Annotated in this window: 18 protein-coding genes; 7 read left to right on the forward strand and 11 right to left on the reverse strand. The window is 66.6% G+C overall.

Annotated features, from left to right (window positions below; all coding sequences use genetic code 11):
* Positions 1-29: 29 nt before the first annotated feature.
* The 4 genes from ACEI37_RS23890 to purN form a co-directional block, all read right to left on the reverse strand.
* On the reverse strand, positions 30-1,220 hold the full coding sequence (locus ACEI37_RS23890; RefSeq protein ID WP_373378434.1) for a fatty acid desaturase: 1,191 nt from the start codon (positions 1,218-1,220) through the stop codon (positions 30-32).
* A 394-nt stretch (positions 1,221-1,614) separates the two neighbouring features.
* Positions 1,615-3,012: a mechanosensitive ion channel family protein gene (locus ACEI37_RS23895; protein WP_373378435.1), complete on the reverse strand. Its 1,398-nt coding sequence runs from the start codon at positions 3,010-3,012 to the stop codon at positions 1,615-1,617.
* 58 nt (positions 3,013-3,070) lie between these two features.
* Complete coding sequence (locus ACEI37_RS23900; protein WP_373378436.1) at positions 3,071-4,483, reverse strand: RsmB/NOP family class I SAM-dependent RNA methyltransferase; 1,413 nt, start codon at positions 4,481-4,483, stop codon at positions 3,071-3,073.
* Positions 4,480-5,148, reverse strand: a complete 669-nt coding sequence (purN, locus tag ACEI37_RS23905) for a phosphoribosylglycinamide formyltransferase (RefSeq protein ID WP_373378437.1) — start codon at positions 5,146-5,148, stop codon at positions 4,480-4,482. Before purN ends, ACEI37_RS23900 begins: the two co-directional genes overlap by 4 nt.
* A gap of 252 nt (positions 5,149-5,400) precedes the next feature.
* Here purN and ACEI37_RS23910 point away from each other — a divergent pair, with 252 nt between their 5' ends.
* Positions 5,401-6,060 (forward strand): response regulator transcription factor, encoded by a 660-nt coding sequence (locus ACEI37_RS23910; protein WP_111519246.1) that lies wholly within the window; start codon positions 5,401-5,403, stop codon positions 6,058-6,060.
* Between the two features lie 46 nt (positions 6,061-6,106).
* Here the strand turns inward: ACEI37_RS23910 and ACEI37_RS23915 are convergent, their stop codons facing one another.
* Positions 6,107-7,921: a hybrid sensor histidine kinase/response regulator gene (locus ACEI37_RS23915; protein ID WP_373378438.1), complete on the reverse strand. Its 1,815-nt coding sequence runs from the start codon at positions 7,919-7,921 to the stop codon at positions 6,107-6,109.
* A gap of 235 nt (positions 7,922-8,156) precedes the next feature.
* On the opposite strand from ACEI37_RS23915, the gene ACEI37_RS23920 reads away from it, so the two are divergent.
* The 5 genes from ACEI37_RS23920 (at position 8,157) to dut (ending at position 14,480) form a co-directional block, all read left to right on the forward strand.
* The gene (locus tag ACEI37_RS23920; protein WP_373378439.1) at positions 8,157-9,167 is read left to right on the forward strand and encodes a bifunctional riboflavin kinase/FAD synthetase; all 1,011 of its coding nucleotides are present in this window, start codon (positions 8,157-8,159) and stop codon (positions 9,165-9,167) included.
* A gap of 119 nt (positions 9,168-9,286) precedes the next feature.
* Positions 9,287-12,178: an isoleucine--tRNA ligase gene (gene ileS / locus ACEI37_RS23925; RefSeq protein WP_373378440.1), complete on the forward strand. Its 2,892-nt coding sequence runs from the start codon at positions 9,287-9,289 to the stop codon at positions 12,176-12,178.
* Positions 12,178-12,702 (forward strand): signal peptidase II, encoded by a 525-nt coding sequence (gene lspA / locus ACEI37_RS23930; protein ID WP_062801631.1) that lies wholly within the window; start codon positions 12,178-12,180, stop codon positions 12,700-12,702. The genes ileS and lspA overlap by 1 nt, the downstream gene beginning before the upstream one ends.
* A 46-nt stretch (positions 12,703-12,748) precedes the next feature.
* Positions 12,749-13,951: a bifunctional phosphopantothenoylcysteine decarboxylase/phosphopantothenate--cysteine ligase CoaBC gene (coaBC, locus tag ACEI37_RS23935; protein WP_373378441.1), complete on the forward strand. Its 1,203-nt coding sequence runs from the start codon at positions 12,749-12,751 to the stop codon at positions 13,949-13,951.
* 28 nt (positions 13,952-13,979) lie between these two features.
* Positions 13,980-14,480, forward strand: a complete 501-nt coding sequence (gene dut / locus ACEI37_RS23940; RefSeq protein WP_373378442.1) for a dUTP diphosphatase — start codon at positions 13,980-13,982, stop codon at positions 14,478-14,480.
* 56 nt (positions 14,481-14,536) lie between these two features.
* On the opposite strand, the gene ACEI37_RS23945 is transcribed toward dut, so the two are convergent.
* The 4 genes from ACEI37_RS23945 to clpS all read right to left on the reverse strand — a co-directional run bounded on the left by ACEI37_RS23945 (position 14,537) and on the right by clpS (position 19,185).
* Positions 14,537-15,385 (reverse strand): VOC family protein, encoded by an 849-nt coding sequence (locus tag ACEI37_RS23945; RefSeq protein WP_373378443.1) that lies wholly within the window; start codon positions 15,383-15,385, stop codon positions 14,537-14,539.
* Between the two features lie 44 nt (positions 15,386-15,429).
* Positions 15,430-16,437 (reverse strand): tripartite tricarboxylate transporter substrate binding protein, encoded by a 1,008-nt coding sequence (locus ACEI37_RS23950; protein ID WP_373378444.1) that lies wholly within the window; start codon positions 16,435-16,437, stop codon positions 15,430-15,432.
* Between the two features lie 130 nt (positions 16,438-16,567).
* Positions 16,568-18,862, reverse strand: coding sequence for an ATP-dependent Clp protease ATP-binding subunit ClpA (gene clpA / locus ACEI37_RS23955; protein ID WP_018007976.1), 2,295 nt, complete (start codon positions 18,860-18,862; stop codon positions 16,568-16,570).
* Positions 18,859-19,185, reverse strand: a complete 327-nt coding sequence (gene clpS, locus ACEI37_RS23960; protein WP_010814998.1) for an ATP-dependent Clp protease adapter ClpS — start codon at positions 19,183-19,185, stop codon at positions 18,859-18,861. Before clpS ends, clpA begins: the two co-directional genes overlap by 4 nt.
* Positions 19,186-19,695: 510 nt before the next feature.
* Here clpS and ACEI37_RS23965 point away from each other — a divergent pair.
* Positions 19,696-19,902 (forward strand): cold-shock protein, encoded by a 207-nt coding sequence (locus ACEI37_RS23965; RefSeq protein ID WP_012353757.1) that lies wholly within the window; start codon positions 19,696-19,698, stop codon positions 19,900-19,902.
* A gap of 224 nt (positions 19,903-20,126) precedes the next feature.
* Here ACEI37_RS23965 and ACEI37_RS23970 read toward each other — a convergent pair whose 3' ends face one another.
* Positions 20,127-20,588 (reverse strand): VOC family protein, encoded by a 462-nt coding sequence (locus tag ACEI37_RS23970; protein ID WP_373378445.1) that lies wholly within the window; start codon positions 20,586-20,588, stop codon positions 20,127-20,129.
* A 140-nt stretch (positions 20,589-20,728) separates the two neighbouring features.
* Positions 20,729-21,979, reverse strand: a complete 1,251-nt coding sequence (gene icd / locus ACEI37_RS23975; protein ID WP_373378446.1) for an NADP-dependent isocitrate dehydrogenase — start codon at positions 21,977-21,979, stop codon at positions 20,729-20,731.
* Between the last annotated feature and the right edge of the window lie 143 nt (positions 21,980-22,122).

Genomic DNA, 22,122 nt, shown 5'->3' on the forward strand with positions numbered 1-22,122 from the left:
GTCAAACCATACGGCGCGGCCGAATTGTATCAGGCGTAGCGGCGCAGGCGCAGCGAGAAATCGTGCAACGCCTGGATACCGCTGGCCTCGGCACGGTGGCACCAGGCCTGCAGCTGCTGCAGCAGCTGCTCGCGCGTCAGGTTGGAACGGCCCCAGATGGCGGCCAGTTCACGGCGCATTTCGACGAAGGTCTGCAGCGCCTTGTTCTGCTCGACGATGCTTGCCAGCTGCTCGCGCTGCTGCGCGGCCAGCTTGGTTTCCTCGCGGTGGAACCACTTGCTGGCGGGCTTGAAGCTGCGGTACTCGGCGACGCGGCCTTCCTTGAGCTTTTCCAGTTCCTGGCGGAATGCGCCCTTGACGGCCTTGGCGTAGCGCGCCATCACGTCATAGCGGTTGGCGATGATGGCTTCCAGCGTGTTGTGGTCGACCGGACGGGCCTCGACCAGGCGCGCCTTGGGCGGGGTCTTTTTGACCTTGGCCAGGCCGACCGCCTGCATCGCGCGGATATAGCCCCAGCCCACGTCGAACTCATACCACTTGATCGAGAACTTGGCCGAGGTCGGGTAGGTGTGATGGTTGTTGTGCAGCTCTTCGCCGCCGATGATCAGGCCCCACGGCGACACGTTGGTCGATGCGTCCTCGCAATCGTAGTTGCGGTAGCCCCACCAGTGGCCCAGGCCATTGATGATGCCGGCGGCGTGGATCGGGATCCACAGCATCTGCACCGCCCACACCGACATGCCGACCACGCCGAACAGCGCCAGGTCGATGATCAGCATCAGGCCGACGCCCTGCCAGGTAAAGCGCGAGTACAGATTGCGCTCGATCCAGTCATTGGGGCAGCCATGGCTGAACTTGGCGATGGTTTCCTTGTTCTTGGCTTCGGCACGGTACAGCTCGGCGCCTTCCAGCAGCACCTTGCGGATGCCGCGGGTCTGCGGGCTGTGCGGATCGTCCTCGGTTTCGCACTTGGCGTGGTGCTTGCGGTGGATCGCGGTCCACTCGCGCGTGACCATGCCCGTGGTCAGCCACAGCCAGAAGCGGAAGAAGTGCTGCGCGATGGGATGCAGGTCCAACGACCGGTGCGCCATGCAGCGGTGCAGGAAGATGGTGACGCCGGCGATCGTGATATGCGTCATCACGAGCGTGTAGATGACGATCTCCCACCAGGTCCAGTTGGCAAGGCCATTGGCGGCCCAGTCAAGAATAATGTCGAACAAACTGTTCTCCGTCGGTTAAACAGGGACTTTCCCGTGCAAGCCGGCTGGGCCGGTACACACAACGCGCAGAAAAAATAGCTGCGAATCTGTTGATTGCGATAGCTTTCTGGCGCTTGCCACGGGACCGGAAGTCGCTCCGGGCTACCCAGGGCAGGCAAGTCCCGCGCCAGCCGTGGCTAGCGGCTCATGCATGCGAGCCAGGTACGAGCCGCTGCAATCTGGCGGCTGTCTGATGTGGGAGCGGGATGTCTCAACCCGCGACAACCCGGCATTCTACCGGATCGCCGAGGGCGCAAGCATACGCTATTTCCCGGATTTGGACGGGGAGCAACGGTTTTCGTTCCACGGGTGGCGCATCCGTCGCCCGCGCGGCGTGTCCCTCGCCCCGAGGTGCTCAGGAGGCGTTTGCGGCCTCTGGCAATGTACTCGTCTTCGGCCCTCCCGGGCCCGCAGGCAGCGTTTCATGCATCACACGCAACTCGCGCTGCGGGTACGGAATGGAGATGCCGTGCTCGCGCAGCGTGCGCCAGATGGCGCGGTTCATCGCGGATTGCACCCCGAGCTTGCCGTTCTGCGGATCGGCCACGAACACCGCGACTTCATACTCGATGCCGCTGTCGGCGAACAGCACCAGGAAGGCCGCGGGCTCGGGGTCGGGCAGCACGCGCGGCAGGCTGCGCACGGATTCAGTCAGCAGCGCGATCACGGTCTCGGGGTCGGCGCTGTAGTCGGCCTGCACGCGGGTCGCCACGCGCACGTTGGTATTCGAGAACGAATGGTTCTGCACCGACTGCGCCACCAGTTGCTCGTTCGGCACCAGCGTCTCGCCGTCGCCGTTGCGCACCACGGTGTAGCGGGTGCGGATCTGCGACACGATGCCGGTGTACTTGTCGACCGTGATCTGGTCGCCGAGCTTGACCGAGCGGTCCAGCAGGATGATGAAGCCCGAGATGTAATTGCTGGCGATCTTCTGCAAACCCAGCCCCAGGCCCACGCCAAGCGCGCCACCGAATACCGACAGCACGGTCAGGTCGATGCCCACCAGCGACAGGCTCAGCAGCAGTGACACCAGCAGCAGCAGGGCCTTGGAGATCCGCGTCAGCACCACCTTCAGGTTGCCGTCGAGGTTGGCCGAGCGCATCAGCCGCTCTTCCAGCCACGAGCCGAACCACAGCGCCACCAGCACCGTCAGCAGGATCCAGACCACCGCCATCAGGGTCTCGGCCACGCTGATCTTCTGCTTGCCGCCGATGGAGAAGCGCACGCTCTCCATCCAGCCCACTACGTCGCCGAGCACGCCCAGCACGTACAGGGCCATACCCACCCAGACCAGCGTGGTCAGAACCTTCTCCACCAGCAGCAGCATGCCGTGCAGCTGGCCGCTGCCCGACATCACGCGGCGCAGCACGTAGAAAGTGAAGTTCAGCGCGGTGATGCCGAACAGCGGCACCAGCGCCAGCCGCAGCACGCTGACCGGGATCAGCGGTGCCAGCGCAAAACGGGCCACCAGCACCAGCGCCCAGCCGGCCAGCGGAAACATGGCGCGCTCGAGGCTGGCAGCGGCGAAGCGCACGGAGAAGCTCGAGCCTTCGTAGCGCGCCTCCAGCCGGCGCACCACGAAGCGCGCCAGCGGCCACGCCACCAGCAGGCAACCGGCCAGCACCAGCAACTGCCAGAAAAAGCCGGGCCCGCCGGCATCGCGGATCAGGTCGTCCAGCATCTTGCCGAACATCGAATGCGAGGCCTTGAGATCCTTCAGGCCGCCGAGGTCGGACAGGGTTTCACCGTTCATGGTGCAGATTCAGTGTGGGCCGCCCGCGCATGGCGGGCGGCGCGGCGGGAAACCGCGATCAGCTGGTGCGCTCCAGCACCGCGGCAAAGAAGCCATCGGTCTGGTGCAGGTGCGGATACAAGGCGAACATGCCGTTGTCCGGCAGGCCCGGCACTTCGATCTTCTGCTCGGCCAGCACTTCGGCGGCCGGCACCAGGCGGAAGTTGGGATGCGCAGCGAGGAAGTCGCGCACGATCTGCTCGTTCTCGGCTTCGAGCACGCTGCAGGTCGCGTACACCACGCGGCCGCCGCCCTTCACCAGACGCGCCGCGGAGTCCAGGATCGCGCTCTGCTTGGCGGTCAGTTCCAGCACCGACTCCGGCGATTGCCGCCACTTCAGGTCGGGATTGCGTCGCAGCGTGCCCAGGCCGCTGCACGGCGCATCCACCAGCACGCGGTCGGCCTTGCCGGCCAGGCGCTTGATCTTGGCGTCGCGTTCGGAGTCGATCAGCACCGGATGGACATTCGACAGGCCGCTGCGCGCCAGCCGCGGCTTCAGGTTGGCCAGGCGTTTTTCCGAGACGTCGAAGGCATAGAGCCGGCCGGTCGAGCGCATCGCGGCGCCCAGCGCCAGGGTCTTGCCGCCCGCGCCGGCGCAGAAGTCGACCACCATCTCGCCGCGCCGCGGCGCCACCAGGCTGCACAGCAGCTGGCTGCCTTCGTCCTGCACCTCGACCAGGCCGTTGACGAAGATCGGCAGCTGGTTCAGGGCCGGCTTGCCGGTCATGCGGATGCCGGCCGGCGCCATCGGCGTGGGCTCGGCGCCGAGGCCCGCGGCCTGCAGCTCGGCCAGCGCGGCCTCGCGGCTGGTCTTGCCCAGGTTGACGCGCAGGTCCAGCGGCGCCGGGCGCAGCCAGGCATCGCCCAGGGCCGCGGCAAATGCCTCGCCATGCTGGCGCACCAGTTCGTCGTACAGCCACTCGGGCAGGTTGGCGCGCACGCGCGGCGCCAGGCTGGAGCGCTCGATGGTGGTCAGGCGGTCCAGCCACTCGGCCTCATCGGGATACAGGAACGGCGACAGCGCGTCGCGGCCCAGCGTCGCCGCCAGGCCCAGCAGCGCCAGACGGCGCGAGGTCGCGCCGGTGCCGCTCTCGGCAAACTGAGCAAACTCGACGCGCCGACGCAGCACCGCGTAGATCGCTTCGGCAATGATGCCGCGCTCGCGGTGGCCGAGCTTGGCGTTTTCGCGGAAGTAGTAGCTGACCACCGCATCGGCGGGTCGCGCGAACAGCATGACCTTGCTCAGCAGGCGATCGATATGCTGGATGTGGGTGGCATGCAGGCCGCCATGCGTGCGCGTCGGGGCGCCGTTGGCGCCGCCGGCCCCACCGGCATTTGGCGACTTGCGGATCGGGCTGCCCTTGCCCTTGCTGCGCGTGGGGGCGCGGCCCTCGCCGCGCGGGGAACGGTTTCCTGCCTGGGTACGGCTCATGCCTGGACTCCTGCCGCCGGGATCGCGGCGGAGATGGCCATCAGCAATTGCGGTTCGGCCGGGTTGATAACGTTGACCACGCCATTCTGCAGCTGCAGCCGGTCCTCGACGAACCACTGCACGGCGCGGGGATAAATCATGTGCTCGCAGGCGAGCAGGCGCTCGGCCAGGGTCGCAGGCGTGTCCGCCGGCAGCACGTCGAGCGCGGCCTGGATCACGATCGGGCCATGGTCCAGCTCCGGGGTCACGAAATGCACGGTCGCGCCATGCAGCTTGACACCGGCATCCAGCGCCTGCTGGTGGGTATTCAGGCCGGGGAAGCAAGGCAGCAGCGACGGATGGATATTCAGCAGCCGGCCCGCGTAGCGGTCGACAAAGCCGGGCGTGAGTATACGCATGAAACCGGCCAGCACCACCAGGTCGGGGGCATGGGCGTCGATGGCCTCGGCCAGCGCCGCGTCGAAGGCGGCGCGGTCGGGGTACTGGCGATGGTCGACCACGCCGGTTTCAATGCCTTGCTGGCGCGCAAACTGCAAGCCCGCGGCGTCCGGCCGGTTCGACAGCACCGCCGCCACGCGGGCGGGCCAGCCGCCGTCCGCGCAGGCACGGACGATGGCTTCCATATTGGAGCCTCGCCCGGAAATCAAGATGACAATTTTTTTCATCGCGCAATTCTACCAAGGCAAGGCGCTAAACTCCGGTAAAGCCAAACCAGTACGTGCTTAATTCACGAGATCCGGACAGGCGGCGATTGATTGGCCTGTGGTAGCGAAGCCCTATAACCCGATTGATGGATTGTGACGCTTCGCCCCCTCTGATAGAGTGGCCCTACGTCCACGCGCCATTCCTGTGCATGACACAGGTTCTCCGGAGAGGTGACAACAAGGACGAAACGGGATTTTTGAACGGGAATTCGCATGTCGAACGCTGCACCGACGTTGTTGGTGGTCGATGATCATCCTATGGCCTTGTCAGGGACCACCGCCTTCCTGGCCGAAGTCATGCCGGATGTGGCAGTCCATGCCGCCGGCAGCGCCCGCGAGGCCCTGGCCAGCCTTCAGCAAGGCTTGCGCCCCGATATCGTGCTGCTCGATATCTGGCTCAACGACGGTACCGGCTTCGATGCCATGCAGAGCTTCAAGACCGTCATCCCGGGCGCGCGCTTTATCTTCATGTCGGCCGAGGCCACCCCGGAAATCGTCGGCCGCGCCCGTGCGCTGTCGGCGTGCGGCTTCGTCGGCAAGCACCTCGATGCCAACGCCTTCACCGCCGCGGTGCGCAAGGTGCTGGCCGGGGACACCGCCTTCCCCACCGACGAAGCGCTCAACGGGCGCGCGCAATCGTTCGGCCCGGCCCACGGCATTCCGGTCACGCCCGCCGAACTGGGCCTGACGCCGCGCCAGGGTTCGGTGCTGGCGCTGGTGCTGGAAGGCCTGCCCAACAAGGTGATCGCGCGCCGGCTCGGGCTGACCGAGAACACCGTCAAAGAACACGTTTCCGCCATCCTGCAGCGCCTGGGCGTGCGCACCCGCATGCAGGTGATGTCGCGCATGGAACGGTTCCGGCTGCGCCAGTAAGGCCCGCCATGCCCTGATCGCTCGCCCGGACGCCCGGCCTCTCGACTTAGGCCGGCCGCAGCCACCGCCGCAGCAGCATCCGCAGCGAGGCCGGATCCACCGGCTTGGGCAGCACGAAATAACCCGCCTCTTCCGCCGCAGCCAGCGCCGCAGACTTCAGGTCGCCGGTCAGCAGTGCGCTGCGCGCCTGCGGCTGCGTGTTCTGCCAGCGCTCGAGCAGATCCAGGCCGTTCTCGCTGCCAGGCAGGCGCAGGTCGCAGAAGATGATGTCCGGGCGCAGGCCCTGGGCAAACAGCTTGTCAGCCTCGGCGCCGTGCGCGGCGCAGGCCACGCGGATGCCCCACGCCTCCATCAGCGCGATCCAGGCCTTGCGGATCTGGCTGTCGTCGTCGACCACCAGCACCGTGCCCTGCAGGCGATCGGGCTTCGCCTCCTCGGCCTGCGCCATGGCGCGCATCTCGCGCACGCTGGCCACGGTCTCGGCCGGCACCGGCGCCAGCGCGAACCAGAACACCGAGCCCTTGCCCGGCACCGAACGCACGCCATAGGTGCCGCGCATCAGCCGCACGCATTCCTTGAAGATCGCCAGCCCCAGGCCCAGGCCCTGCGATGGGTCGCGCTGCGGGTTGTGGACCTGGTAGTAGGGCGAGAAGATGTCGGGCAGATGCTCGGGCGTGACGCCGGCGCCAGTGTCCCAAACCTCCAGCCGCACGTTCTTGCGGCGCTGGCGCGCGGTCACCAGCACGCCGCCGCGCTGGGTGTAGCGCAGCGCGTTCTGGACCAGGTTGAACAAGGCCCGGCGCAGCAGCACCGGCTCGGCCATCGCGTACAGCTCATCGGGCACGCGCGGGGTCAGGGTCAGCCCGCTTTCGCGCGCGTCGGCGGCGAACTGGCTCATCACGTCGCGGATCAGCGCGCCCAATTCGCACGGCTCCAGCGTCGGCAGGACCTTGCGTCCTTCCAGCTTGGACAGGTCCAGCAGCGAGCGGAACAACAGGTCGATGGTCTGCGTGCCCGCTGCCACCTGCTCCACCAGCGGATGCAGCGCGCTCGACTGGTTGCGCGCGCGCAGCGCCTCGACCAGCATCACCAGCGCATGCACCGGCTGGCGCAGGTCATGGCTGGCCGCAGCCAGGAAGCGCGACTTCTCTTCGCTGGCATGCAGGGCCCGCTCCTTCTCGTCCTGGAACTGCTTGGCCAGGCGCCGGCTGTCGCCCTCCAGCTGGATCGCGCGCACCAGCGTCACCTGCAGGTTGAAGGCGTGACGCGACAGCATCAGCGCGTAGATTGCCAGCAGGCCCTGCACATAGACGCCATGGCCGGGGAAGGCGAATTCCGCCATCAGCAGGTTCGGCACCAGGATCGGCACGCCGGCGTAGACCAGGTTCGACGGCACCGGCGCCTGCGACACCGCGCCGCCGGCAAGCACGCCGAGGGTCAGCAAATACAGCACGCTGGAGAACACCGGCGAGGCTGTATACAAATGCAGCAGCGCCGAGCTGCCCCAGGTCATGCCGGTCAGGAAAGCGACCGCGCGCATATTGTTCCACCACTTGTGCGTGTGCGCGGAGCGGCTCATCAGCGCGTGGTCGCGCTGGTAGCCGATGTAAAACCACAGCCCGCCGGTGGTGAGCAGCAGCATAACCGCGCACCAGCCCAGCAGCGCGGCACGGCTGACGTCGTTCCAGAAGCCGAGGGTGGTCAGCGCGGGCAGCAGCACCGAGGCGACGATGGCGGTTGGCGCGTTCTTGTGCACGATCGCCATCAGCTTGGCGCGCGTCTCGACGTCGAGCTGGGCGCTCGGCTGAGGCAGGCGCCGGGGCAGGAGCCGGGAAAAAAACCGATAGGTCAGCGCTTTCAACTGGGAATCAGGAATGGGCGTATGGTCGGGCATGCCGCGCGGCGTGCCGCAGCGATCCCGTAGTGAGCCAAAGTGGCGCCTATCATGCCGCCTTTTGCGGCATCGCGCCATGGCAGGAGGGCCGGTTGCGGCACAAAAGCCGCAGCGCGGGGACCGGCCGGGGGCGGCGGCAGCGGCAAGCCGACCCATTCGCCTTATAATGCTCGCTTTACCCGAATCGTTTCCCGCCGTCCCCGTGAAAGTCTTCCGCGGCCTGCCCAACGCCGAAAGCCGGGCGCCCTGCGCGCTCACCATCGGCAATTTCGACGGTGTGCATCGCGGCCACCAGTCGCTGCTCGCGCGTGCGCGGGCGGCGGCGGATGCGCGCGGCCTGCCGCTGTGCGTGATGACCTTCGAGCCGCACCCGCGCGAGTTCTTCACGCCGGACAAGGCCCCCACCCGCATCGCGCTGCTGCGCGACAAGCTGGAAAGCCTGCGCCGCAACGGCGTGGACCGCGTGGTGGTGGAACACTTCAACGCCCACTTTGCCGGCCAGTCGCCGCAGGAATTCGTCGAAAACGTACTCTGGCATGGCCTGCATACCCGCTGGCTGCTGGTCGGCGACGATTTCCGCTTCGGCGCCAAACGCGCCGGCGACTTTGCCTACCTGCAGGAGGCCGGGCGCCGCTACGGCTTCGATGTCGAGCAGATGGGCTCGGTGTCAGAGGGGGGCATCCGCATCTCCAGCTCGGCGGTGCGCCAGGCACTGGCCGATGGCGACCTCGAGCACGCGCGGCGCCTGCTCGGCCACGGCTACGCCATCAGCGGCCACGTGATCCACGGCCGCAAGCTGGGCCGCGACCTCGGCTTCCCGACGCTGAACCTGCGCATCTCGCACAAGCGGCCCGCGGTCAGCGGCATCTTCGTGGTGCAGGTGCACGGCATCGCCGACCATCCGCTGCCCGGCGTGGCCAGCATCGGCGTGCGCCCCACCATCGAGGACGCCGGCCGGGTGCTGCTGGAAGTCCACCTGTTCGATTTCAATGAAAGCCTGTACGGCAAGCTGGTGCGGGTCGAATTCATGAAGAAGCTGCGCGACGAGGCGCGCTTCGACTCCCTGGATGAACTGACCGCCGCGATCGCCAAGGACAGCGCCGATGCGCGCGCCTTCTTCGGCCTGACGGCGCCAGGTGCCGCGGCAGGGGCTGCAGTGGACGCCAGCGGCGGCCGCGATTTCGCCACCTCGGCCACCGACCGAATTAGGTAGCGGCCGGCGCCCCGCATCCCGCTGCGCGGGCCCGGTTCGCACGCCGCCTGCCCCAGCCTTCACGCGCGCCCGCCGGCCACTGCCGGCCGCGCGCCAACCGAATTGCCCTGAGAATCGAAATGTCTGACGACAAACGCGCCAAGCCCGAGAAGAACAAGTATCCCGTCAACCTGCTCGACACGCCCTTCCCGATGCGTGGCGACCTGCCCAAGCGCGAGCCGCAATGGGTCAAGCAGTGGCAGGACAAGCAGCTCTACAAGAAGATCCGCGCGGCGCGCAAGGGCGCGAAGAAGTTCGTGCTGCACGACGGCCCCCCGTATGCCAACGGCGATATCCATATCGGCCACGCCGTCAACAAGGTGCTCAAGGACATGATCATCAAGGCACGCGGCCTGACCGGGCTCGACGCCGTCTACGTGCCGGGCTGGGACTGCCACGGCATGCCGATCGAGATCCAGATCGAGAAGAAGTTCGGCAAGGGTCTGCCGGTGCAGGAAGTCCAGGCCAAGGCGCGCGCGTACGCCACCGAGCAGATCAAGCGCCAGATGGTGGACTTCGAGCGCCTGGGCGTGCTGGGCGACTGGGACCATCCCTACCTGACCATGAACTACAGCAACGAGGCGGACGAACTGCGCGCGCTCGGCAAGATCATGGAAAAGGGCTATGTGTTCCGCGGCCTGAAGCCGGTGAACTGGTGCTTCGACTGCGGCTCGGCGCTGGCCGAGGCCGAAGTCGAATACAAGGACAAGGTCGACCTGTCGATCGACGTGGGCTTCCCGTTCGCCGAGACCGACAAGCTGGCGCACGCGTTCAAGGTACCGGTCGAGCAGATCGACGCCAGGCCGGGCTGGATCGTGATCTGGACCACCACGCCGTGGACCATCCCGAGCAACCAGGCGCTGAACGTGCACCCCGAGGTGGAATATGCGCTGGTCGACACGCCGCGCGGCCACCTGATCCTGGCCACCGAACGGGTCGAGGAGCAACTGAAAGTCTATGCCCTGGAAGGCAAGGTCATCGCCACGACCACCGGTGCCGCGCTGTCGGAAATCCGCTTCCATCATCCGCTGGCCAAGATGGACGCCGGCTATGACCGCCTGTCCCCGATCTACCTGGGCGACTACGTCACGACCGACACCGGCTCGGGCATCGTGCACTCGGCCCCTGCCTATGGCGTGGAAGACTTCCAGTCGTGCAAGGCGCATGGCATGCCGGATGCGGACATCATCAGCCCGGTGATGGGCAACGGCGTCTACGCCGCCACGCTGCCGCTGTTCGGTGGCTTGTCGATCTGGGATGCCAACCCCAAGATCGTCGATGCGCTGCAGGAATCGGGCAACCTGTTCAACTCGCACAAGTACACCCACAGCTACATGCACTGCTGGCGCCACAAGACGCCGATCATCTACCGCGCCACCTCGCAGTGGTTCGCGGGCATGGATGTGGACCCGGCCGAGGAAAACGGCAAGCCCGTGCCGACGCTGCGCGAGACCGCGCTGGCCGGCATCGAGGCGACCGAGTTCTATCCGTCGTGGGGCAAGCAGCGCCTGCACAACATGATCGCCCACCGCCCGGACTGGACCCTGTCGCGCCAGCGCCAGTGGGGCGTGCCGATGGCGTTCTTCGTGCACAAGGAAACCGGCGCGCTGCATCCGCGCACGCCGGAACTGCTGGAACAGATCGCCAAACGCGTCGAGCAGCACGGCATCGAAGCCTGGCAGACGCTGGATCCGGCCGAGCTGCTGGGCGACGAGGCCAGCCAGTATGAAAAGAACCGCGACACGCTCGACGTCTGGTTCGATTCCGGCACCACGCACTGGACCGTGATCCGCGGCTCGCACCGCGACGACCTGTATGACCCGGCCGCCGACGAGGCCGACGGCCGCCTGGCCGACCTGTACCTGGAAGGCTCGGACCAGCATCGCGGCTGGTTCCACTCGTCGCTGCTGACCGCCTCGATGCTGTATGGAAAGCCGCCCTACAAGGCGCTGCTGACGCACGGCTTCACCGTCGACGGCGAAGGCCGCAAGATGTCCAAGTCGGTCGGCAATACCGTGTCGCCGCAGGACATCGCGAACAAGATGGGCGCCGAGATCATCCGCCTGTGGGTGGCCTCGACCGATTACTCCGGCGAGCTGTCGATCTCGGACGAGATCCTCAAGCGCGTGGTGGAGGGCTATCGCCGCATCCGCAATACGCTGCGTTTCCTGCTGTCGAATCTGTCCGACTATGACCATGCCAAGCATGCGCTGCCGGCGTCCGAGTGGCTGGAGATCGACCGCTACGCCGTGGCGCTGACCGCGCAGCTGCAGAAGGAAGTGCTGTCGCACTACGAGGCCTACGAATTCCACCCGGTGGTGGCCAAGCTGCAGACCTTCTGCTCCGAGGACCTGGGGGGCTTTTACCTCGACGTGCTGAAGGACCGCCTCTACACCACCGCGCCGGATTCGAAGGCGCGCCGCGCCGCGCAGAACGCGCTGTATCACATCACCCAGGCGATGCTGCACTGGATGGCGCCGTTCCTGTCGTTCACCGCCGAGGAAGCATGGCAGGTGTTCGCCCATGGCACCGAGCACAACGACACCATCTTCACCAGCACCTATTACGCCGTGCCGGAAGTCGACGACGCCGACGACCTGCTGCAGAAATGGCATACGCTGCGCGAGGTGCGCGCCGAGGTGACCCGGCAGCTGGAAGCGGTGCGCGTGGAAGGCGAGATCGGTTCGTCGCTGCAGGCCGAGCTGACGATCCAGGCCGGCGGTCCGGTGCTGGCGGCGCTGCAAAGTCTGGGTGACGACCTGCGCTTCGTGCTGCTGACCTCGTCGGCCAAGGTCGCGCCCGCGCCAGAGGCCGGCGACCTGCTGGTGACGGTAACCCCGTCGACGCATGCCAAATGCGAGCGCTGCTGGCACTACCGCGCCGACGTCGGCCACAACCCCGACCATCCCACCCTCTGCGGCCGCTGCGACAGCAACCTGTTCGGCGCCGGCGAACACAGGAGCCATGCCTGATGGCATCGACCACGTCCCGTTCGGCGCGCCCGGCGCGCCGAAACAAGGCTGCCACCACCACCCCGCTGCTGTGGATGGCCTTTGCGCTGCTGGTGGTGCTGCTCGACCAGTTCTTCAAGATCGTGATCGTGCGCAGCTTCAGCTACGGCGAGTCGCGCCCGGTGACCGGCTTCTTCAACCTGGTGCTGGTCTACAACAAGGGCGCGGCGTTCAGCTTCCTGGCTGACGCCGGCGGCTGGCAGCGCTGGTTCTTCACCGGCCTGGGCGTGGTGGTCGGCGCGTTCATCGTCTGGCTGCTGTACCGCCATACCGGCCAGCGGCTGTTCTGCTTCGCGGTGTCGCTGATCCTGGGCGGCGCGGTCGGCAACGTGATCGACCGCGTGGTCTACGGCCACGTGATCGATTTCCTGGACTTCTACGTGGGCAGGTATCACTGGCCGGCTTTCAATGTCGCGGACTGCGCGATCACGGTGGGCGCGGTGCTGCTGATCGTCGACGAGCTGCGGCGGGTGCGCAAGCACTGAGCCACGCCGCTAACTTTCCCCTTCCCTTCCCAGCCAGGATCCCACAATGGATTTGCGCGGCAAGCACATCGTTCTCGGCCTGACCGGCGGCATCGCCTGCTACAAGTCGGCCGAACTGGTCCGGCTGCTGACCAAGGCCGGCGCCACCGTGCAGGTGGCCATGACCGAGGCGGCGACACATTTCATCACGCCGGTGACGATGCAGGCGCTGTCGGGCCGGCCGGTCTTCCTGTCGCAATGGGATGCGCGCATCGACAACAACATGGCGCATATCGACCTCTCGCGCGAGGCCGACGCCATTGTCATCGCCCCTGCATCCACCGACTTCATGGCGCGCCTGGCCAACGGCCTGTGCGACGACCTGCTGAGCACGCTGTGCATCGCGCGCGACTGCCCGCTGCTGGTGGCGCCGGCGATGAACCGCCAGATGTGGGCCGCCCCCGCCACCCAGCGCAACGCCGCCCAGCTGCGCGCCGACGGCGTGGTGATCCTGGGCCCGGGCAGCGGCGACCAGGCCTGCGGCGAAGTCGGCGACGGCCGCATGCTGGAGCCGGAGGAACTGCTCGACGACATCATCGCCTTCTTCCAGCCCAAGCCGCTGCAAGGCAAGCGCATGCTGATCACCGCCGGGCCGACCTTCGAGGCGATCGACCCGGTGCGCGGCATTACCAACCTGTCGTCCGGCAAGATGGGTTTCTCGATCGCGCGCGCGGCGCGCGAGGCAGGCGCCGAGGTGCTGCTGGTGGCCGGCCCCACCGGCCTGCCCACCCCGCGCGGCGTGATGCGCACCGACGTGCGCAGCGCGCAGCAGATGCATGACGCGGTGATGGCGCAGCTGCCCGGCGTCGATGTCTTTGTCGCGGTGGCCGCGGTGGCGGACTGGCGCCCGGCCGAGGTCGCGCAGCAGAAGCTGAAGAAGGCCAACGACAGCGATACGCCGACGCTGCAGTTCGTGCAGAACCCCGACATCCTGGCCGCGGTCGCGGCCCGCGCCGACGCGCCCTACTGCGTCGGCTTTGCCGCCGAAAGCGAGAACCTGGAGCACTACGGCGAGCAGAAGCGCCAGCGCAAGGGCGTGCCGCTGCTGGTCGGCAATATCGGCCACCACACCTTCGGCCTGGACGACAACGAGATCGTACTGTTCGACGCCGCCGGCATGACGCGGCTGCCGCGCGCCGACAAGCTGTCGCTGGCACGGCAGCTGGTCGCGGCCATCGGCCAGCGCCTGCCCGGTCGCGCGCGACCCTGACTTTTGCAACGCATTCCCGAGATTGCTTATGACCCAGCCTCTGAACCCGACCGTCGAAATCAAGGTGCTCGACGCACGCCTGAATCAATGGGGCCTGCCCGCCTACCAGAGCGAGATGGCCGCCGCCATCGACCTGCACGCCTGCGTCGACGCGCCCGTGGCGATCGCGCCGGGCACGCCCGCGCAGCTGGTGCCGGCCGGCATCGCCGTGCACATGGGTAACCCGTACATGGCCGCGACCATCGTGCCGCGCTCGGGACTCGGCCACAAGAAGGGGCTGGTGCTGGGCAATTCGATCGGCGTGATCGATGCCGACTACCAGGGCCAGATCATGGTCAGCGTCTGGAACCGCAACGCGCCGGGCACCGAGCCGATCGTGATCCAGCCGGGCGAGCGCATTGCGCAGATGATGTTCGTGCCGGTGCTGCGGCCGGTGTTCTCGACGGTCGAGGAGTTCAGCCAGGACAGCGAACGCGGTGCGGGCGGCTTTGGCTCGACCGGCGTGCATCACGCCAAGGCCAGCGCCTGACCAGTTGTCGGCCTCGGCATGAAGTACTGGCGCCCCACGGGGCGCCAGTTTGCATTTCAGCCCTGCTGCTCGAACAGCAAGGCCACGCCGCTGGCTGCGTCGGCCGGCACCAGGGTTTCACGCGGGCCCAGGTCGTGGGTCGGCACGCCCTGCTCGCGCCAGCCTGCGCGGGCCGCAGCAAGGTCGTTGGTGCGCAGGCGGATCGCCGCATAGCCCGGCCCGTCGCGCCGGATATGCGCGCTGCCCGTGGCCGATGCCAGCGCTTGCGGCGTGCTGAGCACCAGCGTGGCGTTGTCGACCGCCAGGCTGCTGACATGTTCGCTCAGTTGCGTCAGCTCGCCGCCGGTCAGCTCGGCATAGGCGCGCGCGGCGGCATCCACCAGCGCGGGGGCCACCACCAGGAACATGGTCGCGATGCTTTGCGCACCGTTGGCATGGCGCATCCATTCGGGCCGCCACAGCAACTCGGGCGTGCGATGTTCGCAGACGAAATAGCGCGCACCCGGCGCGTCGTCGAGCGCGGTCACGCGGAAGGTGGCCGGATGTTCGCTGCCATCATCGAGCCTCACCGGACGCGAAAATTCGATCGGTTCAGACGTATGCCAGCCGTCCGCGCGCAGCCGCGCCGCGGTGGCGAAGGCATCGGCGCTCTTGCACGACATCGCCGCACAGCCGCCGCCGCGTGCCTGCACGTCCCAGTAATACTGCCGGCTGGGGCTGGGCGCGGTCACGTGCAGCAGCTCGAGGTAGTCCCGCTGCAGCATGATGCAGTGGTTCTGCGAACCCAGCGTGTGGTAGCCGCGCGGCGTCAGCGTGAAGCCCAGCCGCTGCCAGGCTTGGGCGCCGGCATCGAGGTCTGGGCACACCACCACGGCGTGATCGAACATTTCTGCTTGCGTTGCCATCGGCATCCCCCCGGACGCATGGCGCACGGCGGCGCCGGACTGGTTTATTCGAACTGGATATTGGCCTTGCGCGCCACCGCCTGCCATTTGTCATGCTCGCGGCGTACCAGCTGGCCCAGCTCGGCCGGGCTGCCGCCGACGATTTCGAAGCCTTGCGCGCCGAGCGCATCGACCACGCGCGGCTGGCGCAGTGACTCGACCAGCGCGCCGTGAAGGCGCGTCACCGTCGCCGCCGGCAGGTCGGCCGGACCGAACACGCCGATCCACGAATACGCCTCGAAGCCCTTGAGGCCCTGCTCGGCCACCGTGGGCACCTGCGGCAACTGGCGCAGGCGGCTGGTGCCGGTCACGCCCAGCACCTTGATCGTGCGCGCGGCCACGTGCGCCTGTACCGCGGCGTAGCTGCTGAAGAAGATGTCGACCTCGTTGGACAGCACCGCCTGCACCGCCGGGCCACCGCCCTTGTAGGGCACGTGCAGCATATGCACACCGGCCTCGGTCGCGAGCGCCTCGGCCGCGAGCTGGTTCAGGCTGCCGATGCCCGACGACGCATAACGCACGCCGTCATGCCTGGCCCTGGCCAGCGCCACCAGTTCGCGCACATTCGACGCCGGCAGCGCCGGGTTGGCGGCGATCACCAGCGGGAAGCGCACCAGTTGCGAGATCGGCGAGAAATCGCGGAAGGTGTCGTAGGGCAGCTGCTTGTAGGCAAACGGGTTGATCGCATGCGTGTCGAACGCCATCAGCAGCGTATTGCCGTCGGGACGGGCGCGCGCCACGGTGCTCGACGCGATCAGCCCGCCGGCCCCCGGCTTGTTGTCCACCACCACGGTCTGCCCCAGCGCCGCCTTCAGCCCGGGCTGCAGCTGGCGCGCGACGATGTCGACGCTGCCGCCCGGCGGGAACGGCAGCACCAGTGCGATCGGACGGTGGCTGGCGGCGCCATCGGCGGCACTGGCGGCGCTGGCATGGAGCACCGGGCCCGGCAAGGCGCCCAGCGGCAGGATCTTGAGCAGCAGGCGGCGGCGCCGCGTGCGTTCGGCAGAGGACATCGGGGCGTTCGGTTTCGAGGCGCTGGAGGCGTGAGGCGGCAGGGGAAAAAGAAACGGGGCGGCCAGTCCGGCCGCCCCGCTATTTTGCCCGATGATCGACCCCGTTGCTGGCAACGCGGCCGAATATCGCTCAGGCTTCTGCGCGCTGTTCCTCGGGTGCTTCGGGCGGTTCGGGCTCGATTTCGGAGAAATCGAGCTTGATCTGGTCCTGCTCGTCCAGATCCACCACCACCTTGCCGCCGGAGACCAGGCGGCCGAACAACAGCTCGTCGGCCAGCGCCTTGCGGATCATGTCCTGGATCAGGCGCTGCATCGGACGCGCCCCCATCAGCGGGTCGAAGCCCTTGTGCGCCAGGAACTTGCGCAGCTTCTCGCTGAAGCTGGCTTCCACCTTCTTCTCGTGCAGCTGCTCTTCCAGCTGCATCAGGAACTTGTCGACCACGCGCAGGATGATTTCCTCATCGAGCGAGCGGAAGCTGATGGTGGCATCCAGCCGGTTGCGGAACTCCGGCGTGAACATGCGCTTGATGTCGGCCATCTCGTCGCCCTGCTCGCGCGAGCTGGTGAAGCCGATGGTGGCGCGGTTCATGGTCTCCGCTCCCGCATTGGTGGTCATGATGATGATCACGTTGCGGAAGTCGGCGCGGCGGCCGTTGTTGTCGGTCAGCGAACCATGGTCCATCACCTGCAGCAGGATATTGAAGATATCCGGATGCGCTTTCTCGATTTCGTCCAGCAGCAGCACGCAGTGCGGCTTCTTGGTGACGGCCTCGGTCAGCAGGCCGCCCTGGTCGAAGCCGACGTATCCCGGCGGCGCGCCGATCAGGCGGCTCACCGCATGGCGTTCCATGTATTCGGACATGTCGAAGCGCAGCAGCTCGATGCCCATGATGAAGGCCAGCTGCTTGGCGACCTCGGTCTTGCCCACGCCGGTGGGGCCCGAGAACAGGAACGAGCCGATCGGCTTGTCGGTCTTGCCCAGGCCCGCGCGCGACATCTTGATCGCCGACGCCAGCGCCTCGATCGCCGGATCCTGGCCGAACACCACCGACTTCAGGTCGCGCTCCAGCGTCTGCAGCTTGCTGCGGTCGTCCTGGTTCACGCTCTGCGGCGGGATGCGCGCGATGCGCGAGACGATGTCCTCGATCTCGCCCTTGCCGATGGTCTTCTTCTGCTTGGACTTCGGCAGGATGCGCTGCGCCGCGCCGGCTTCGTCGATCACGTCGATGGCCTTGTCCGGCAGGTGGCGATCGGTGATGAAGCGGGCCGACAGCTCGGCCGCGGCGGTCAGTGCCGACGACGCGTACTTGACGCCATGGTGCTCCTCGAAACGCGACTTCAGCCCGCGCAGGATCTGCACGGTCTGGTCCACCGACGGCTCGACCACGTCGATCTTCTGGAAACGCCGCGACAGCGCCGCGTCCTTCTCGAAGATGCCGCGGTATTCGGTGAAGGTGGTCGCGCCGATGCACTTGAGCTGGCCCGACGACAGTGCCGGCTTGAGCAGGTTGCTCGCGTCCAGCGTCCCGCCCGAAGCGGCGCCCGCGCCGATCAGCGTGTGGATCTCGTCGATGAACAGGATCGCGTTGGGATTGTCCTTGAGCGACTTGAGCACGCCCTTCAGGCGCTGCTCGAAATCGCCGCGGTACTTGGTGCCGGCCAGCAGCGCGCCCATGTCGAGCGAGTAGACGGTGGCCTTTTCCAGGATGTCCGGCACCTCGTTCTTGGTGATGCGCCACGCCAGGCCTTCCGCGATCGCGGTCTTGCCGACGCCGGCCTCGCCCACCAGCAGCGGGTTGTTCTTGCGCCGGCGGCACAGCACCTGGACCACGCGCTCGACTTCGCTTTCGCGGCCGATCAGCGGATCGATCTTGCCGGCCTTGGCCAGCGCGTTCAGGTTCTGGGTGTATTGCTCGAGCGGGCTTTCCTTGCCGTCGCCGCCCTCGCCCTCGCCGGCCGCCTCACCGTGCTTGGCCGGCTCGGACTGGTCCTTGCGGATGCCGTGGCTGATGAAATTGACCACGTCCAGGCGCGTCACGCCCTGCTGCTGCAGGTAATAGACCGCGTGCGAATCCTTCTCGCCGAAAATCGCGACCAGCACGTTGGCGCCGGTGACTTCCTTCTTGCCGTTGGAAGTCGACTGGACGTGCATGATGGCGCGCTGGATCACGCGCTGGAAACCCAGCGTGGGCTGGGTATCGACCTCGTCGGTACCCGGCACCACCGGCGTGTTGTCCGCGATGAAGTTCTTAAGGCTGGTGCGCAGGTCCTCGATATTGGCCGCGCAGGCGCGCAAGACTTCAGCTGCCGTGGGATTGTCGAGCAATGCCAGCAGCAGGTGCTCCACGGTAATGAACTCGTGGCGTGCCTGCCTGGCTTCGACAAAAGCCATATGCAGGCTCACTTCCAATTCTTGCGCAATCATGCTTCCTCCATCACGCACTGCAGGGGGTGCCCCGCCTGCCGCGCGTGCGTTGACACCAGCTCGACCTTAGTCGCCGCGATATCCCTGGTGTAGATACCACAGACGCCCTTTCCTTCCCGGTGCACGGTCAGCATGATCTGCGTCGCCGTTTCCCGGTCCCTGCTGAAATACTGCTGCAGGATCATCACGACAAACTCCATCGGAGTGTAGTCGTCGTTCAGCAGCACCACCTTGAACATGGCAGGCGGTTTCAGCGCCTGCTCTTTGCGCTCCAGGATGGTGCCCGCTTCGCGTTGTGGGACATTCGCAAGCCGTGTAGCCATGGCTTTATTCTAACCCTTACTCGCAACTCTGCAATTTGGGGAAAAGGCGGTGGATTCAAGAGTCCGGCCGCCGGTTTTCCGTGGTGAATGGGAGCGGATAGTTCCGCGGAAGGCCTTGCAAGGCACGTCGCCGCTCCGCCCGAAAATCCAGGCCGGCGGCCGCCGATTCATGGCAACGGTAACACCAGGCGCCGTCCTGTTCCTGCCACACCCTTCTGGCAGTGGGGAATCCGCCAGCTTGACAGCCTCCGCCTTTGCCAGAAAAATCGGTCGCACACCCACCGAAGGCCAGCGAGCCAAAGCAACAGCCAAGGCGGGTGATCCGTGAGCAGGGAGGCCCACGGCCCGCGGCGGCGAGTCAGCAATCAGACTGGCCGCCTCGCGATAGCACCTCGCCGCGCGTCATCGCCGGCCGCATCTCAGCACGCGGCCAGCCATGGCGCCGCAGTCCGTGCCGTCTGGCTGGCAAGCTTCCCCGCTTGAAAATCTGCTATTTCGTTGGGGGAGTATATGGCAAGCGGTATCGTCAAATGGTTCAATGACGCCAAGGGATTCGGGTTCATCAAGCCGGACGAGGGCGAAGAAGAACTGTTTGCGCACTTTTCGGCTATCCAGATGGCGGGCTTCAAGACGCTGAAGGAAGGCCAGCGCGTCTCGTTCGAGGTGGTCCAGGGCCCGAAGGGCAAGCAAGCCACCAATATCCAGGACGCCAGCTAAAGCGCGCCGCGACCGCATCCCCGGCCGCAGAGCCACCGGAGCGGTCAACCAGGGTGTGGGGGGATTCCCCCGGGACGGGATCGATGCCAGCGCCCCGCTGGCCGCCCAGGGCGGCGCGGCGGGCACCGGCTCGCATGAGCGGCACGCACACCCGATCGAAAGCCCGGCCTTGCGCCGGGCTTTCTGGTTTGTGGGCCAGCCTTGCAGCGCCCGCTCGCGCCGGTTCAGGTCCAGCCCTCGATCTTCAGGCCGCTGGCCTGTTCGGCCTCCTCCTTGGTGACCTTGCGCACAGTCTGGCCGAAGGTCCAGACATGGCCCTCGGCATCGCGGGCGGTGTAGGTGCGGTCGCCATAGAACTCATCCTGCGGCTCGCGCAGGATCACGGCGCCGGCGGCCCTGGCCCGCTCGCAATGCTGGTCGATCCCGTCGGGCAGATGCACATGCACGGTCTGGGTGTTCTTGCCCCCGATCGACGCCGGGCTGGCGGTAAAGTCGGCCCACTCGCTGCCCACCATCAGGTAGCTGTCGCCAAAACGCATTTCGGAATGCACCAGTTGTCCTTGCTGGTCGCGGATCACCATGACCCGCTCGAACCCGAACGCGCGCTCCAGCCAGTCCAGCGCCGCCAGCGGATCCTTGTAGAACAGGGCCGCGCCGAACGCGGTGCGGCGGAAGGGATCGTCCATGCCAGTCTCCCCGGGCCGGATGCCCGTCAGTCCTGAAGTTCTAGCCAACGTCGCGGCAGCCGGCAAGAAAAAACCCCGGCACGGGGTATCCGGTACCGGGGTTTTGTCTACAGCTCGCCCGCCCTGGCGGGAGTCTGTGCTTACATATTGTCGATCATCACCTGGCCGAAGCCCGAGCACGACACCTGCGTCGCGCCTTCGAGCAGGCGGGCGAAATCGTAGGTGACCTTTTTGGACAGGATCGACTTCTCCATCGACGCGATGATCAGGTCGGCGGCCTCGGTCCAGCCCATGTGGCGCAGCATCATTTCGGCCGACAGGATTTCCGAGCCCGGGTTGACGTAATCCTTGCCGGCGTACTTCGGCGCGGTGCCGTGAGTGGCCTCGAACATCGCCACCGAATCCGACATATTGGCGCCCGGCGCGATGCCGATGCCGCCAACCTGTGCCGCCAGCGCGTCCGAGATGTAGTCGCCGTTCAGGTTCAGCGTGGCGATTACCGAGTATTCGGCCGGGCGCAGCAGGATTTGCTGCAGGAAGGCGTCGGCGATGGCGTCCTTGACCACGATATCCTTGCCGGTCTTCGGGTTCTTGAACTTGCACCACGGGCCGCCGTCGACCAGCTCGGCGCCGAATTCCTTCTGTGCCAGCTCGTAGCCCCAGTCGCGGAAGCCACCTTCGGTGAACTTCATGATGTTGCCCTTGTGCACCAGCGTCACCGACGGCTTGTCGTTGTCGATCGAGTACTGGATCGCCTTGCGCACCAGGCGCTCGGTGCCCTCGCGCGACACCGGCTTGACACCGATGCCCGAGGTGGCCGCGAAGCGGATCTTTTTCACGCCCATCTCGTTTTGCAGGAAGGCGATCAGCTTTTTGGCCTGGTCGCTTTCTGCCGCCCATTCGATGCCGGCGTAAATGTCCTCCGAGTTCTCGCGGAAGATCACCATATCGGTCTTTTCCGGCTCGCGCACCGGCGACGGCACGCCCTTGAAGTAGCGTACCGGGCGCAGGCAGACATAGAGGTCCAGCTGCTGGCGCAGCGCCACGTTGAGCGAGCGGATGCCGCCGCCGACCGGCGTGGTCAGCGGACCCTTGATCGACACCACGTATTCCTTCAGCACGTCCAGGGTTTCATCCGGCAGCCACACGTCCGGGCCGTAGACCTTGGTCGACTTCTCGCCGGCGTAGATCTCCATCCAGGCGATCTTGCGCTTGCCGCCGTAGGCCTTGGCCACGGCCGCGTCGACCACCTTGATCATCACCGGGGTGATATCGAGGCCCGTACCGTCGCCTTCGATATAAGGAATGATCGGGTTGTCCGGGACATTGAGCGAAAAGTCCTGGTTGACCGTGATCTTTTCGCCTGCCGGAACCTTGATGTGTTGGTACATGACGTCTCCAGTTACGGAACGGTTGTGACTGCCGCCGGTTCGTGGCCGGACGGCGAGATTCGGGGAGATGGCGCTGTGCATTGTAGCGGGCCTCGATGCCCCGCCCATACTGCCGTGCATCATGCCGGCGCCATGCCTGGTCG

It is taken from the genome of Cupriavidus nantongensis (assembly GCF_041726985.1).
GTDB classification, from domain to species: Bacteria; Pseudomonadota; Gammaproteobacteria; order Burkholderiales; family Burkholderiaceae; genus Cupriavidus; species Cupriavidus nantongensis_A.

Bases quoted from the DNA above. Each gene is read 5' to 3' on its own strand.
- ACEI37_RS23895 (WP_373378435.1), bottom strand. From the start codon at position 3,012: ATGAACGGTGAAACCCTGTCCGACCTCGGCGGCCTGAAGGATCTCAAG.
- ACEI37_RS23900 (WP_373378436.1), bottom strand. From the start codon at position 4,483: ATGAGCCGTACCCAGGCAGGAAACCGTTCCCCGCGCGGCGAGGGCCGC.
- purN (WP_373378437.1), bottom strand. From the start codon at position 5,148: ATGAAAAAAATTGTCATCTTGATTTCCGGGCGAGGCTCCAATATGGAA.
- ACEI37_RS23910 (WP_111519246.1), top strand. From the start codon at position 5,401: ATGTCGAACGCTGCACCGACGTTGTTGGTGGTCGATGATCATCCTATG.
- ileS (WP_373378440.1), top strand. From the start codon at position 9,287: ATGTCTGACGACAAACGCGCCAAGCCCGAGAAGAACAAGTATCCCGTC.
- lspA (WP_062801631.1), top strand. From the start codon at position 12,178: ATGGCATCGACCACGTCCCGTTCGGCGCGCCCGGCGCGCCGAAACAAG.
- coaBC (WP_373378441.1), top strand. From the start codon at position 12,749: ATGGATTTGCGCGGCAAGCACATCGTTCTCGGCCTGACCGGCGGCATC.
- dut (WP_373378442.1), top strand. From the start codon at position 13,980: ATGACCCAGCCTCTGAACCCGACCGTCGAAATCAAGGTGCTCGACGCA.
- ACEI37_RS23945 (WP_373378443.1), bottom strand. From the start codon at position 15,385: ATGGCAACGCAAGCAGAAATGTTCGATCACGCCGTGGTGGTGTGCCCA.
- ACEI37_RS23950 (WP_373378444.1), bottom strand. From the start codon at position 16,437: ATGTCCTCTGCCGAACGCACGCGGCGCCGCCGCCTGCTGCTCAAGATC.
- clpA (WP_018007976.1), bottom strand. From the start codon at position 18,862: ATGATTGCGCAAGAATTGGAAGTGAGCCTGCATATGGCTTTTGTCGAA.
- clpS (WP_010814998.1), bottom strand. From the start codon at position 19,185: ATGGCTACACGGCTTGCGAATGTCCCACAACGCGAAGCGGGCACCATC.
- ACEI37_RS23965 (WP_012353757.1), top strand. From the start codon at position 19,696: ATGGCAAGCGGTATCGTCAAATGGTTCAATGACGCCAAGGGATTCGGG.
- ACEI37_RS23970 (WP_373378445.1), bottom strand. From the start codon at position 20,588: ATGGACGATCCCTTCCGCCGCACCGCGTTCGGCGCGGCCCTGTTCTAC.
- icd (WP_373378446.1), bottom strand. From the start codon at position 21,979: ATGTACCAACACATCAAGGTTCCGGCAGGCGAAAAGATCACGGTCAAC.